At 41.7% G+C, this 14,021-nt stretch carries 12 protein-coding genes and 2 pseudogenes; 11 read left to right on the top strand and 3 right to left on the bottom strand.

The genetic code is table 11. The features are described 5' to 3' along the window. Position 1 precedes the first annotated feature (1 nt). Positions 2 to 184 (top strand): annotated as a pseudogene (locus JMX83_RS15265) (IS256 family transposase); the annotation flags it as partial. A gap of 27 nt (positions 185 to 211) precedes the next feature. On the opposite strand, the gene JMX83_RS13970 reads toward JMX83_RS15265, so the two are convergent. Further along, a complete protein-coding gene (locus tag JMX83_RS13970; protein WP_198333449.1) occupies positions 212 to 574 on the bottom strand; it encodes a mobilization protein MobS in 363 nt (120 codons plus the stop codon). 254 nt (positions 575 to 828) lie between these two features. On the opposite strand from JMX83_RS13970, the gene JMX83_RS13965 reads away from it, so the two are divergent. The 6 genes from JMX83_RS13965 to JMX83_RS13940 all read left to right on the top strand — a co-directional run bounded on the left by JMX83_RS13965 (position 829) and on the right by JMX83_RS13940 (position 8,101). After that, positions 829 to 2,430: a MobA/MobL family protein gene (locus tag JMX83_RS13965; RefSeq protein ID WP_201602978.1), complete on the top strand. Its 1,602-nt coding sequence runs from the start codon at positions 829 to 831 to the stop codon at positions 2,428 to 2,430. A 179-nt stretch (positions 2,431 to 2,609) separates the two neighbouring features. Continuing rightward, a complete protein-coding gene (locus tag JMX83_RS13960; RefSeq protein ID WP_201602976.1) occupies positions 2,610 to 3,353 on the top strand; it encodes a hypothetical protein in 744 nt (247 codons plus the stop codon). 307 nt (positions 3,354 to 3,660) lie between these two features. Then, entirely contained in the window at positions 3,661 to 4,638 is a 978-nt protein-coding gene (gene repM / locus JMX83_RS13955; protein ID WP_201602974.1) for a replication initiation protein RepM, read from the top strand. 282 nt (positions 4,639 to 4,920) lie between these two features. Next, complete coding sequence (locus tag JMX83_RS13950; protein ID WP_201602972.1) at positions 4,921 to 6,684, top strand: TrkH family potassium uptake protein; 1,764 nt, start codon at positions 4,921 to 4,923, stop codon at positions 6,682 to 6,684. Between the two features lie 68 nt (positions 6,685 to 6,752). Beyond that, positions 6,753 to 7,454: a potassium channel family protein gene (locus JMX83_RS13945; protein WP_201602970.1), complete on the top strand. Its 702-nt coding sequence runs from the start codon at positions 6,753 to 6,755 to the stop codon at positions 7,452 to 7,454. A gap of 104 nt (positions 7,455 to 7,558) precedes the next feature. Next, positions 7,559 to 8,101 carry a DUF3124 domain-containing protein gene (locus JMX83_RS13940; protein ID WP_201602968.1) on the top strand — a complete coding sequence of 181 codons (543 nt, stop codon included), beginning with the start codon at positions 7,559 to 7,561 and terminating at the stop codon, positions 8,099 to 8,101. Positions 8,102 to 8,136: 35 nt separating this feature from the next. Here JMX83_RS13940 and JMX83_RS13935 read toward each other — a convergent pair whose 3' ends face one another. Next, complete coding sequence (locus JMX83_RS13935) at positions 8,137 to 8,406, bottom strand: mobilization protein MobS (RefSeq protein ID WP_201602966.1); 270 nt, start codon at positions 8,404 to 8,406, stop codon at positions 8,137 to 8,139. A 255-nt stretch (positions 8,407 to 8,661) separates the two neighbouring features. Between JMX83_RS13935 and JMX83_RS13930 the strand changes: the two genes are divergently transcribed. The 3 genes from JMX83_RS13930 (at position 8,662) to repM (JMX83_RS13920) (ending at position 12,120) form a co-directional block, all read left to right on the top strand. Further along, positions 8,662 to 9,933, top strand: a complete 1,272-nt coding sequence (locus JMX83_RS13930) for a MobA/MobL family protein (protein ID WP_201602963.1) — start codon at positions 8,662 to 8,664, stop codon at positions 9,931 to 9,933. Between the two features lie 2 nt (positions 9,934 to 9,935). Beyond that, the gene (locus tag JMX83_RS13925) at positions 9,936 to 10,808 is read left to right on the top strand and encodes a hypothetical protein (RefSeq protein WP_201602961.1); all 873 of its coding nucleotides are present in this window, start codon (positions 9,936 to 9,938) and stop codon (positions 10,806 to 10,808) included. Positions 10,809 to 11,133: 325 nt separating this feature from the next. Next, positions 11,134 to 12,120 (top strand): replication initiation protein RepM, encoded by a 987-nt coding sequence (gene repM, locus JMX83_RS13920; protein WP_201602959.1) that lies wholly within the window; start codon positions 11,134 to 11,136, stop codon positions 12,118 to 12,120. Between the two features lie 160 nt (positions 12,121 to 12,280). On the opposite strand, the gene JMX83_RS13915 is transcribed toward repM (JMX83_RS13920), so the two are convergent. Next, positions 12,281 to 13,813: a catalase gene (locus JMX83_RS13915; protein ID WP_320157665.1), complete on the bottom strand. Its 1,533-nt coding sequence runs from the start codon at positions 13,811 to 13,813 to the stop codon at positions 12,281 to 12,283. Between the two features lie 138 nt (positions 13,814 to 13,951). Between JMX83_RS13915 and JMX83_RS15500 the strand changes: the two are divergent. Beyond that, positions 13,952 to 14,021 (top strand): annotated as a pseudogene (locus JMX83_RS15500) (transposase); the annotation flags it as partial.

Genomic DNA, 14,021 nt, shown 5'->3' with positions numbered 1-14,021 from the left:
CATCAAGAAACTGGCTGAGCAAATGGCCAACAGCATGAAAAGCTTCGATGACATCAAAGACTTTCAAAAGCAGCTCATGCAGTCCTTCATCGACACTGCCCTAGAAGCAGAAATGGAAGAGCATCTCACTAATCTATTGTTTTCGACCAAGAATACAACGGAGTCACGAGATGCCCATATACGAATTTATCATTATGCTATAGAAAAAATCTTAATCTTCTACAAACATATTGTCTTCATCAATAGGGAAGCCCGTATCTGCAATATTGGCAACTAATGTATCATCATCCATACCTTCATCTCCTTCATTAGTAATATTTTTTAGTTTTTCTATAAAATCAGACATTAAATCTCTGTCACTTCCTCTAGTTAAAAATCTGTTTAAATTATTAGAAACATAAACACGTAAGCCTTCAATTTCGTTCTTTTCTAAAGTTTCTATCAAGAAAGCACCCAGTAGTATTTTCTGCCGTGTCAGCTTCTTATCTAACTTTTGCCTCTCTCTATTTATTTTAAGCTCAAGCTCATTGATCTTCTGCTGCTCTTTCAAATCATTACCACCAAGTAAGCTCACAACATCCTCCTAAACTATTAAATTTTTTACTTATTGACTATAACAAGTTCACCAGTACCTAACAACAGTTTATGATATAGTTAATTGACGGATGGTTGCGTCCCACTGACTAAGTGCGAGTTTTCGACTTTACAAATGTTTATCCCTATCGGTCAACCATTTATAAAATCAAAACATCGGCAGGGGCAAGCCCCCACACCCCCAACATTGCAAAAAGACGCAATGTTAAAAACCTGAAAACAGAGCTTGTAGAAATGGCTATTTTTATCGCATCGACCAAATCAATATCTCGCAGTAACGGACAAAGTGCCGTTGCTTCTGCGAGCTATCGCGCTGGTGTTGAGCTTGACGATAAGCGATACGGTAAAACCCATGATTACTCTAAACGATCAGGCGTTATGAGTGCCGATATCATTTTACCGACAGCATTGGCTTCTGCTTATACTGATATTTCACGCAGCGATTTATGGAATAAGGCAGAGGCTGCCGAGAAGCGTAAAGATGCGCGTGTGGCTCGCGAATGGCTGGTCAATCTGCCGCATGAGTTAAGCGCAGAAGACCGAAAATCCATCGCGCACCAGTTCGCCCAAACGCTTGCGGATCGTTACGGTACGATTGCCGATTGCGCCATTCACAAGCCGACGCAAAGAGAGATTGAGCGAGGGGCAGACCCTCGTAACTTCCACGCCCATATCATGTTTACCACGCGTACCGCTAAGCTTGACGATAATAACGAGATTGTATTGACCGATAAGGCGACCATTGAGCTGTCCGATAATAAGCGGCGTGAGCTTGGCATGGAGCGCGTCAATGTTGAAATCAAAGAAGTACGGCAACTATGGGAACAGATCGCTAATGAGAAACTGGCCGAGCATGACCATGAGCTGATTGATTCGCGCAGCTATAGTGATCAAGGCAAAGATATTGAGCCGCAGCTTAAAATGGGTTCGGTGGCGACAAAACTAGAGCGTGACGCATACGAGACCGCAAAAGCGGCAGCAGAGGAAAAAGGCGAGGTATTTAACGGCATCGCCCCAGTGACGACTAGGGGTAAGATTAACCTGATGATCAATGAGCGCAATCGTCTCGTACGGACACGCGAACTTGCCGATCTGCGCGAAAAACAGTTATTTATCGTCCCAGCAGCGCCTACGCCTGAATATAAACCCAGTAACGTGAGCAATGACGAGCTAGAGCAAGCTGAATCAGTGGTTGAGCGCGTCAAACAGGTACGTATTCAGCGCCAGATTGCAATCGATGCCGCTGAGGCGCTTGAAAAAGAGCGTATTGCTCAGCAGCAGCAAGATATGGCGGACAAAAAAGAGCGTGAGCGCCTATTAGCGCAAGAAGAAGCGCGTCAAGCAAAGCTTGAGCAGCAACGCGCCAAAAGAGCAGAAGAAGAAGCCGACTTTAAGGCGCAACACGATCATATCTCGCATCAAGGGCTATCGGATCAGCACCAGCTTCTAAAAATCATCGACCAAAAAAGCGACTTTGGCCAACACTTAAACATCCTCCTGCATCTTGATCAGCAAATGAGCGCATGGCAGCGCTACCGCAGTGAGCCGAGTACCACTGACCACCAAAAACAGCTTGCAGACCGTGAACAGCATGAAATTGGCAGCCACATTATCGGCCACAGCCAGCAGCTGCTTGATCACATCAAGTCTATAAGCGACCTATCGACAAGAAAAACCCACACCAAAACCTTAGAGCGCGTCTTTGATGACATCAAAGATCGACAACAAAGCGCCCTCAGCCCCGAACACCAGCGCCAAATACGAACGGTATCCACTGAAATCACCGGTTATAGCCGTGATATCAACCGCAGCCGAGGCATGAGTCTTGGCTTTTAAGCTCACAAGCAATACTAAACGACACTGACGGTCGCATAGAATCACCTCAGATGCTTCTCAGGCATCCCACAGCGCCATTTTGATGCTAGGGTACCCATAAGCATATAAACCACCCTAAAAACGCCCACAGCGCCATTTAGAGGCCAAACAGCATCATAACTAGCGACTAGGAACGATCCATGCCAGAAAAAGACCTCTCTATCCGACTAGAAGACCTATTGCTTGCACTTGAGACCTACACCAAAAAAATAGATAAGCAGCTGATTGACAGCTCAAACTTACATCATGCGCACTACAAACAAGCGCAAGATATTGCTAATTGGGCAAAAGCACTGACTTCACTGTTAAAAACCTATCAAAACAAAGAAACCTTACTGCAAACTGAATTTGTTGAAGCTATTAACAAAGAGATTGCAACCGTCTTTAAAAACAATGAAGACAACTATCACAAGCGTATTGATGAAGGCTTCACTAAGCACATCACTGATGCGAGTGATACGTTCTTAAAAACAACAAAGCTGCTTAATAGAGATTTAGGGAAAATACAGACCTCTGTTACCAGTGTTGCTAGTAACCTTGACGATACTAAAGACAAGATAGCTGAGCTAAATGTAGATGCCTCCAAGCAGATGCTGGATAACGTTAAGCGAGAGTTTGGCCGTCAATTAATACTAACTTTGGTCGTTATGGTTGTTGTGGTATTAGCATTAGCCTCTGGAGCAGCTTGGCTGTTTATTCCTAGCAAAAGCGAGATAGCAAAACGTCAAGATGATTATCAATATCTGGAAAAGGCTGGTGTGGCTCATAACATTGTCAAAATAAGTGGACAAGATGGTCACTATGCGAGGATTGATCCCAAAGACTGTTTTGAAGATGAGAAGAGTTCGTTCTATAGCAAATCAAAGCTATGCAAATTTAAGTAACTTACTTCCTAAATTAACCATTAAAAATAGCCCTTTGTTTTTTAAGCTTATCCACAACCAAAAATGCTTTTAATGCTTTTAAATGCTTTTAAATGCTTTTAAGTTAGCTACAGACCCTACAGTTAAAGGTCTGTAGAGGAGCTATGACGACAAATTCCTACCCATATGACGACAAATTCCTACCCATATGACGACAAATTCCTACCCATATGACGACAAATTCCTACCCATATGACGACAGATAATAATTTGACTATAAAGAGTCATGATAATATCATGTCGTTATAAACTTTTAATGGTATTAACTATGGAAAATAATAAAACCGAATTGGTAGTAAAATCAAATCGCCTTAATACAGCGATTCAGAATTTATCACTTGCTGAAATTAGACTGATACAGTTAGCTATTATTGATAGTAGAGAGCAAAACAAGGGTCTTAGCTCTGAGACCCCATTAAGAATAAACGCCATGAGATACGCTGAAGTTTTTGAGGTTTCTAAGCAAACTGCTTATGAGGCACTTATAGATGCAGAAGCTAACTTGTTCGAGCGTCGCTTCACCTTCATGGACGAACGTGATCTTAAAGTAAAATCACGTTGGATCAGTCAAGCTACATATATTGATGGTGAGGGAGCGATAGAGGTAATATTTACCCCTGCTGTTGTTAATGAGATCACGCGTATTCACGGAATTGAGCAGTTCTTTACAAAATATACTCTAGAACAAACGGCACAATTAAAGAGCTTATATGCTGTAAGACTTTACGAGCTTCTCATACAGTGGCGTGAAGCTCGTAAAACCCCGTTATTTGAATTAGAGACTTTCAGAGAGCAGCTTGGTCTAGGAGTTAATGACTACAAACGCATGAGTGACTTCAAACGTCGTGTTTTAGAGTCGTCTATAAAAGAAATTAACGAAAAGACAGATATAAAAGTTAGTTATACCCAAGAAAAAAAGAGTACTACGATAGTAGGCTTCAAATTTGTAGTTCGTGAGAAATCGAAACCTAAGGCTAAACAGGTAGCTGAGGCTCGCGATGTTGATAACGGTGATATGTTCACTATAGATGGATTGTCTGACAAGCAGCTGTGGCGTATCAGTCGGCATAAAGAGTTTATAAGTACATATAGCGGTCTTGCTAAAGGCGATGCTGGGAAGAGCTGGTCAGCATACAGCGACTTTATAGTCGGTGAGATCAAGAAGGATGCTTCTAAATTCAGTAAAAAACGCCCTATACGTGAGTATTTAGATGGGAATGAAGAGGAATACGATTTCTCAAAATAGCGAGAGAAACTGACAACCTAGGACAGACTGTTATAAGTGGTTCGCTTACAACAGTCTGTTTTATATGGTCTATTAGCTGCTAATAGTCAATGATTGAGTGGTTCTGCTAGGGTATGAGCTATTCTTAATGGCAATAAACTAAAAAATCACGTTCAAAAAATACCAATATAAACGTTCATCGTACCTTGTAGTCGTCTTTTGACTTAAAACCTAACTGCTTTTTGGTAATAGTAGGAAAGAAGAGTACAATTGTCGCGGTTACTTTTATGATGAATTAAGTCTATGAATGCAGCCACGCGTTATCGATTGCTAAATAATTTTACTATTTTCATTAGTGTTGTTGGGGTCATTATAGCCTTATTAGATAGTGGTTTTACACTACCGGCATGGCTACAACAAGTCTTTCATATTATTTATCTTGTCATTATTTTTCTAAGTTTTGTAGTAACTGCTGGTCGTTATCTCTACACCAAAAAGCCACTAACTTTTAATAAAGTAGTTGTTTTTGATGCGATTACCAGTATCGCGATTATCATACTATTGGCAGCACATTTCACTGATTTAGTGCGTTTAGGGTTGTCAGCGGCTGTTGATGGTTTTGTCGCGTTAAAAATTGCAGTGTTCGTTACCTTTGTTCGTGAGCTCTCTGATCACGATTTTAATCTTAATCGCACTTTTCTAAACCCTGCCCAGTTTTTTATCTTAAGCTTTTTATCGGTGGTTTTGGTTGGTGCGTTATTACTGATGATGCCCAATGCAACAACGCAGCCGTTGTCCTTTGTCGATGCGCTTTTTACGGCGACTAGTGCCGTTTGTGTGACTGGGCTTATCGTGGTAGACACAGCGACTTACTTCACGACGTTTGGGCAAGTCATTATCATGGGACTGATTCAAATCGGTGGCTTGGGTATTTTGACGTTTGTGACTTACTTTAGTTATTTCTTTAAGGGCGGCGTCAGTTATGAGACCCAAGCAAGTATCAGCGAGATGTCTTATATGCGTGGTATGGGTAATGTGGTATCGACTCTTAAGTCTATTTTATACGTGACATTCGCCGTTGAGGCGGTAGCGGCGGCACTCATTTATATTAGTATTTATGACATGCCAAATATGGACTGGACTGAGCGACTGTTTTTTTCTGTTTTTCACGCCGTATCTGCGTTCTGTAATGCGGGGTTCTCTACTTTTAGTGCAGGGCTGTACGATGACTCCCTGCGCTTTAACTACCCACTACAGTTGATTATTGCCACTACCTTCATTTTTGGCGGTATGGGCTTCGTTATTGTAGTTAATGTGCTGCGTTATTTGCGTTACCGTGCTGAGCGGCTGATATATCGCCGCAATGACCAACGCTGCGCCTACCAACCTTGGTTGCTCAATATCAATAGTCGTATTACTTTAATTACAACAGGCGCATTATTACTTATCGGTCTCATCTGTGTGGTAATTTTTGAATATCACAATGTGCTCGCTGACCATACCAGCTTCCTTGGTAAGCTAATAACAGGATTTTTTACTGCTGCTACTCCTCGAACTGCAGGATTCAATGTGGTTGATATGGGTGAACTGGCATTTCCGACTATTATGTTGACGATATTTTTGATGTGGATTGGTGCTTCGCCTAACTCAACGGGTGGTGGTATCAAAACCAGCACTTTCGCTATTGCCCTGTTAAATACCTTGAGCCTGGCACGTGGTCAGACCAAGATAGAGGTATTCAAAAGACAAATTGCTGAGATTTCTGTTCGGCGCGCGTTTTCCATTATGTGGTTGTCATTGTTGGTCATTGGGATAGGCGTAACACTTATCAGTTATGACCAACCTGACCTTGATTTGATCAAAGTAGTGTTTGAGTGTTTTTCAGCTTATAGTACGGTAGGGTTGAGCTTAAATTTAACCTCGGATCTATCGGATTTTAGTAAAGTGGTGGTTTCAGTCATTATGTTTGTTGGACGCGTCAGTATGCTGACTATCTTTATTGCGTTGCTCAAGAATAGTCGCCAAGGTAACTATCGTTATCCGACAGAAGAGATTACCATTAACTAATTTGTTGCAAATAAGCTATCTGAAGCTGGCTATTGAGATGTTAAAAAACGATTAAAAGGTAGAAGGGCATGAAGTATATTATCGTAGGGTTAGGAAATTTTGGCTCCTCTCTAGCCATGGCATTAACCCGTCAGGGTCATGAGGTGATTGCCATTGACAGTAGTATGCAAAAAGTCGAAGCATATAAAGAAGTAATCTCCCATACAATATGTATGAATGCCACTGATGAACATACCGTTAAAAGCTTACCTATCAGCAATGCTGATATCGTCGTCGTCGCCATTGGGGAAGATCAAGGTGAAAATGTCATGGCAACGGCGCTATTCAAAACTTTAAAAGCAAAACGTTTAATCAGCCGTAGTATTAATCCGCTACACGAAAAAGTACTACAAGCCATCGGTGTCGATGACCTCATTCACCCTGAAAAAGAGGCCGCTAAACGCTGGGCAAAAAGACTGTCCCTACGTTACTTTGTGGACTCGTTTGAATTAAGCGATAACTTTAGTATGGTAGAGATTAAGATTCCAAGTACCTTAGTTGGTCAAACGGTAGATGACTTACAGTTGGAGCAAAAATTTAATATTCGATTGCTTAGCACCCTGCGCTATGAGTCTTATGAAGACAGCTTTGGGCGTACACAGAAAAAACCTAGTATTCAAGGATTAGCGACGCCCGAGCAAGTACTACAACCTAAAGACGTCCTAATAATTTATGGCGCTAACAAACACATTAACCAATTCTTACGAAGTGTGGGGATAAAAGTTAAATAGTATGTATTATTAATATAGTGATACTTGTTGTCAAAAATTGACTCTCAAGATATTAAAAACTTGTTTAGGTTGTAGTATCAAATAATGTGGTAAAGAGGAATGTTATGGCTAAACTTCAAGTCTCTATCCTATTAGCAACCATGATAGCCCTGTTATCAGGTTGTAACTCTTCCACAACAGATCCCAATGTGGCGTTTTCAGAAAATAAGCAGGATCCGATTAAAGAATTGGAAGTAACGTCAGAAGTGAATCACAGTCGGCTTAGCTATAAAGAAACTTTTTATGTGCCGATTTATTCTGATATTTACATCGATAAAGAAAACCGTAAAGTCTTATTATCAGCGACTTTAAGCGTCCGTAATACCACCTTAAAAAAATCACTGTATGTTAATAAAATTGATTATTACGATACCGGCGGAACTTTAATTAAATCTTATTTAAACACGCCACTTGAGCTGCCAGCCATGGGCACGCTCAATTATATCGTTGAAAAAGAAGAGTCTAAAGGTGGTTCAGGTGCTAATTTCATTATTGAAGTTGAAGGAATAGATGAAACAGTTAAACCTGTAATTGAAGCAGTCATGCTTGGTAATTTTAGCAATAAAGCATTTGCATTTAGTACAGAAGGGGTGTCTGTTATTCATTGAACACCATCTCTATCTATTTCAAAATCTTAGTTGCTCTAGGTCTTAATTTTTTCAAGACCCTTTACTAAGTCTGCCATCAGATCCTTATCCCCTTGTCTAGCCAAAAAATCCAACAGATTATCGGCTGTATATTCCCTTAAACCGTCTACTGAATCCTTCTCTAAAGCATCTACAAGAAAAGCACCCAGTAGAATTTTTTGCCGTGTTAGCTTTTTATCTAACTTCTGCTTTTCTCTATTTATCTTGCGCTCAAGCTCGTTGATCTTCTGCTGTTCTTTTAAGTCATTACCACCAAGCAAGCTCATATCCTTTCCCTAAAATATCAAAACTATAGTCTTTCCAACTATATCAACTTCGCCAGTACCTAACAACAGTTTATGATATAGTTAATTGACGGATGGTTGCGTCCCACTGACTAAGTGCGAGTTTTCGACTTTACAAATGTTTATCCCTGACGGTCACACATTTATAAAATCAAAACATCGGCAGGGGTAAGCCCCCACACCCCCAGCACTACGAAAAGACGTAGTGCTAAAATCCAACAGATAGAGCTTTTAAAAATGGCTATTTTTATCGCATCGACCAAATCAATATCACGAAGCAGTGGGCAAAGTGCCGTTGCCAGTGCGAGTTATCGCGCTGGTGTTGAGCTTGAGGATAAGCGATATGGCAAGACCCACGACTACTCAAAAAAGCATGGCGTGATGAGTGCGGATATTATTTTGCCGTCAGCATTGGCAGATGCTAAGGCTACTGTTGATCGGGGCGATCTTTGGAATAAAGCGGAGGCTGCCGAGAAAAGAAAAGATGCGCGTGTGGCTCGCGAATGGCTAGTTAATCTACCGTATGAGTTAAGCGAGCAAGACCGAAAAGAGCTGGCGCACCAATTCGCCCAAACCTTAGCAGACCGTTACGGCACGATTGCCGATTGCGCCATTCACCAACCCACACAAAAAGAGATTGATCGGGGCGCAGACCCGCGTAACTTCCATGCTCATATCCTGTTCACCACGCGCACCGCAGAACTTGATGATAATTTTGAGATCGTATTGAAAGATAAGGCGACCATTGAGCTATCAGATAATAAGCGGCGTTCGCTTGGACTAGAGCGCGTCAGCGAGGAAATCAAAGAGGTTCGAAAAATTTGGGAGCAGACGGCAAACGATAAGCTAGCCGAGCATGACCATAAACTAGTCGATAGCCGCAGCTATGCCGCGCAGGGCAAAAACATTGAGCCACAAATCAAGATGGGTAGCGTTGCAACCAAGCTAGAACGTGATAAATATGAGGATGAGCTAAAGAAAGCGGCGCAAGCAGAGAAACAAGGCGAGGTTTACGAGATAGACGAGACGCCCGCTACTATCAGAGGTGAGATTAACGCCATGATTGCAGAGCGTAACGAGCTTGTAAGGAATGCAGCTATAGCAGAAAACCAACGTATCAATGACCCTGCTGACCAAGTTATTTTAGAAGGCAAAGCCACACCCACGCCGTTTGATCCACCTAAACCCAAATCTAAGCCTAATCGTGACACACAGGATGCTCTACAAGACGAATCAGCGCCAAAAGAGTGCCACTCTAGTAGATCTGCTTCGCAATCAATGCTTGAACGGCTAAGAGCCAAACGTGACGCACAGAACGCTTTAAAAGACGAATCAGCACCACAAGAGCATCGCTCTAGTATATCTGCCTCACAATCAACGCTTGAACGACTAAGAGCCAAACATGACGCAGCACAGGAAGCCAAAAAAAGTACCACCATAGCATCAGAGTCTAGACAATCAACGCCTGACCCTGATCCACCGTCACCTAGTCCACGATTTAGGATGTAATTATGAATGAGTTTGAAGAACGACTACTAGCGCTACTTGAAACCGCCGAGCAGCAAGCACAAGAAAACAAAGGGCAATCAGACGAAAATGAGAAACTGCTGGAAACCATTCGTGAACTAGTCGCTTATGTGCAAGAAGTTCAGCCAGTGCTAGATCGTGCTGTGAAAACGGCTAAACATTTCTATTCAAGCGAAAACTTAAAGACGCTTGAAAATATATGTGGAACTGCCGTACATCATGCGACAAGTCGGAATATAGACCATGCGCTCATTGGACATATTGAACATGAGATCGCGTCAAAATTTGAAAACGCGGAATTTAACGAGTTATCAGAGCAAGTAAAAGTAAAAATGTCACTTGCAACAGAAGATATGGCGACGGCCGGAACACAGGCAAAACTAGCAAGCACTAAACTTAATGAGGATTTAAAGAAAATAGGTTGGCGTATTGCTATTATTGCTATACCGATCACTATAATTTGTGCTGTGATGCTTTTGCTCGTGTATTTAGTTGTAAAGCCTAATGATGATGATGTTAGAACCCTACAAGCTGAAATACAGCAACTGGAGCAGATCAAAGCTCAAAGCCAGAACGATCTACAAACGATGAAAATGCGTTATGACAATGCATTGACTCATGCAAACACCAAATTTGTAAATGGTGAGGCATATATGCTCGTTGATACCAACAACTGTGATGACAGTGATAGCAGAAGAAATATTAAGTATTGCCGTATTGTTGGTGGACGACCGATGCCAAAAGTAACACCAGCTGCAACACCACGTCGTAGTCAGCAACCAGCTATTAACAATGGTAGCAATCCATTTGGTAGTAGTACTCAAAACCGATCAAACTCAGATACTAATCCTTTTTAAGGATGTTTCTATACTAATCTAACTATGCCTTAATTGCTTTTGATTTTTAATCAGTTATCAACAACCAAAAAGGCTTTTAATGTTTTTAATGCTTTTAATAGCTTTTAAGTCCGCTACAGACCTTACTGGTAAATGGATGTGACCCTCATAAGTGGACGTTTATACCGTTATAAGTGGACGTTTATACCGTTATAAGTGGACGTTTATACCGTTATAAGTGGACGTTTATACCGCACTAATAGACATTATATTAATTGACTATTAATTGACTATTAATATAATTGTCAATTAATATAAATCTATCAACTAGATGCAGGGAAAGCTAATGAACGAAAAGAGAAAGAAAAAAGATGGTGTGCAAGACTTAGTCGTGAAATCAAACCGAATTGTCACAGCCTTTCAAAGTTTATCTTTAACGGAGATGTGTCTAATACAGCTAGCTATTGTTGATGCAAGAGAGACAGAACAAGGGTTAGAGATCAATAAGCCGCTGTCTATAAGTGCAAAACGATACGCTGAAGCTTTTGATGTACAAATTGATACTGCCTACAAGATACTAGCCCAAGCTGGAAAAGGCTTAAGGGCACGTTATTTTACGTTTTTGGATGATACTGGTAGCAAAATTGAGACAAACTGGGTTCAGCAAGTCAGATATGTTAAAAGCGAGGGACGTATTGAAGTTATTTTTACTGTTGCCGTTGTTAATGAAATTACTCGCTTAAGCTCACACTTTACACAATATGACCTAGAGTTCATCGCAACGCTCAATAGCATCTACTCTGTGCGTTTGTATGAGCTGATCGTAAAATGGTTAAGTGCTAGACAGACAGATATATTTGATTATGAAATATTGAGAGGTCAGCTAGGAATCAGTGTCAATGAATATAAAAACATGGGAGATTTCAAAAAACGTGTTCTTGATTTAGCTGTTAATGAGATTAATGAAAAGACCAATATTAAAGTTAAATATGAGAATGTAAAGCAAGGTCGCAAAATCATAGGTTTTACGTTTACTGTGCATGAAAAGTCTAAGTCTAAAGCTGATAAAACAATCAAACTGCGTGACGCTAATAACGGTGATATGTTTACCATTGACGGACTATCTGACAAGCAGCTGTGGCGTATCAGTCGTCATAGAGAGTTTATAAGCATATATAGCAGTCTTGCTAAGGGCGATGCTGGAAAGAGCTGGTCAGCCTATAGTGATTTTATAGTTGGTGAGATCAAAAAAGACGCTTCCAAATTTAGTAAGAAACGTCCTATACGCGAATATTTAGATGGAAGTGAAGCAGACTATGACTTCTCAAGATAGCGAGAAAAACTGACCACCTAGAACAGTCTGTTATAAGTGGTTCTCTTATAGTGGTCTGTTTTAGGTAGTCTGTTAATAGGTTTAGAGGGCAAAACAACTAGTTCCCTTGGGGTATACCTTTTAGAACGCCACCGCTATTTTTACTAACTGGATTTAATAACTACAGACAGCTAGGTAAATGACGAGCAGGATCATTCTCACGTGCTGCCATAGCGTCTTCAACGCTCATGCCAAGGGCTTTGGCAACGCCTGTACCGTAAGCTGGATCACACCAGTTACAGTTGCGAATATGACGATATTTAATAAAATCAAGCGCATCACCCATCGCGCGAGCGGTATTATCAAACAACACTTGCTTTTGCTCATCGTTCATTAGGTTAAACAGTGCGCGTGGCTGGCTAAAATAATCACTATCGTCTTCACGGAAATCGTAGTGCTCCGCGTAACCATCAATCTTTAACGCTGGCTCAGCGTACTGCGGCTGGTCTTGCCACTGCTCAAAGCTGTTTGGCGTATAGTGTGGACGGCCACCGTAGTTATCATCGATACGCATTTGACCGTCGCGGTGGTTACTGGTCACCGGACAACGAGGTTTATTGACTGGGATCTGCTTGTGGTTGACACCAACGCGATAACGCTGAGCATCGGCGTAGCTAAAGAGACGCGCTTGTAGCATACGGTCTGGTGAGGCACTGATGCCAGTCACAAGATTGTTCGGCGCAAAAGCCGCCTGCTCGACGTCTAAGAAATAATTGTCTGAGTTTTTATTAAGCTCAATCTCGCCAACTTCAATCAGCGGATAATCCCCTTTTGGCCATACCTTGGTCAAATCAAACGGATGATAAGGCACTTTATCGGCATCGGTTTCTGGCATGATTTGCACGTACATTTTCCACTTTGGAAAATCGCCATTGTCGATGGCACTGAGCAAATCTTCTTGATGGCTTTCACGATTCGAGGCGATGATTTCAGCGGCTTCGGCATCGGTTAAGTTTTTGATACCTTGCTGAGTACGGAAATGAAATTTGACCCAAAAACGCTCATTGTCGCTATTGATAAAGCTATACGTATGCGAGCCAAAGCCATGCATATGTCTATAAGAGGCTGGGATACCTCGGTCGCTCATGGTAATGGTGACTTGGTGCAAAGATTCGGGCAATAACGTCCAAAAGTCCCAGTTATTGGTTGCCGAACGCATATTGGTACGTGGGTCACGCTTGACCGCTTTGTTTAAATCTGGAAATTTGCGCGGGTCACGAACGAAAAATACCGGCGTATTATTACCGACCAAATCCCAAATGCCTTGCTCGGTATAGAATTTTAGGGCAAAACCGCGAATATCACGCTCAGCATCAGCAGCGCCGCGCTCACCTGCCACCGTACTAAAGCGCGCAAACATCTCCGTTTGCTTACCCACTTCGCTAAAAATATCAGCACGCGTATATTGAGTAATGTCATTGGTGACAGTGAAAGTACCAAACGCGCCCGAACCTTTGGCGTGCATACGGCGCTCAGGGATAACCTCTCGGTTAAAATCAGCGAGCTTTTCGTTAAGCCATAAGTCCTCTGCAAGTAGAGGACCGCGTTTACCAGCGGTTTTGCTATTTTCATTATCAACCACTGGCGCGCCATTACTCATGGTCAACGGCGTCATATCGTAAGGGCATTTTTTATCGTTCATGTCGTTGCTCATAGTAATACTCCTTTGAACAAAAAATGGATTAAAGTGCAAAATCTATTCTGAATACGCTTCTATTAGTATACCCAGAATAAAGGAGAGTTTCCCAAACTTTGTGTAACTGCTTATAATCCACTAACAGGAGAATAAGCAATGACTAACCAATCTGACATCAAGAAACTGGCTGAGCAAATGGCCAACAGCATGAAAAGCTTCGATGACA

Source organism: Psychrobacter piscatorii (assembly GCF_904846415.1).
GTDB lineage: Bacteria > Pseudomonadota > Gammaproteobacteria > Pseudomonadales > Moraxellaceae > Psychrobacter > Psychrobacter piscatorii.
This window is presented reverse-complemented; position numbering and strand designations above follow the sequence as displayed.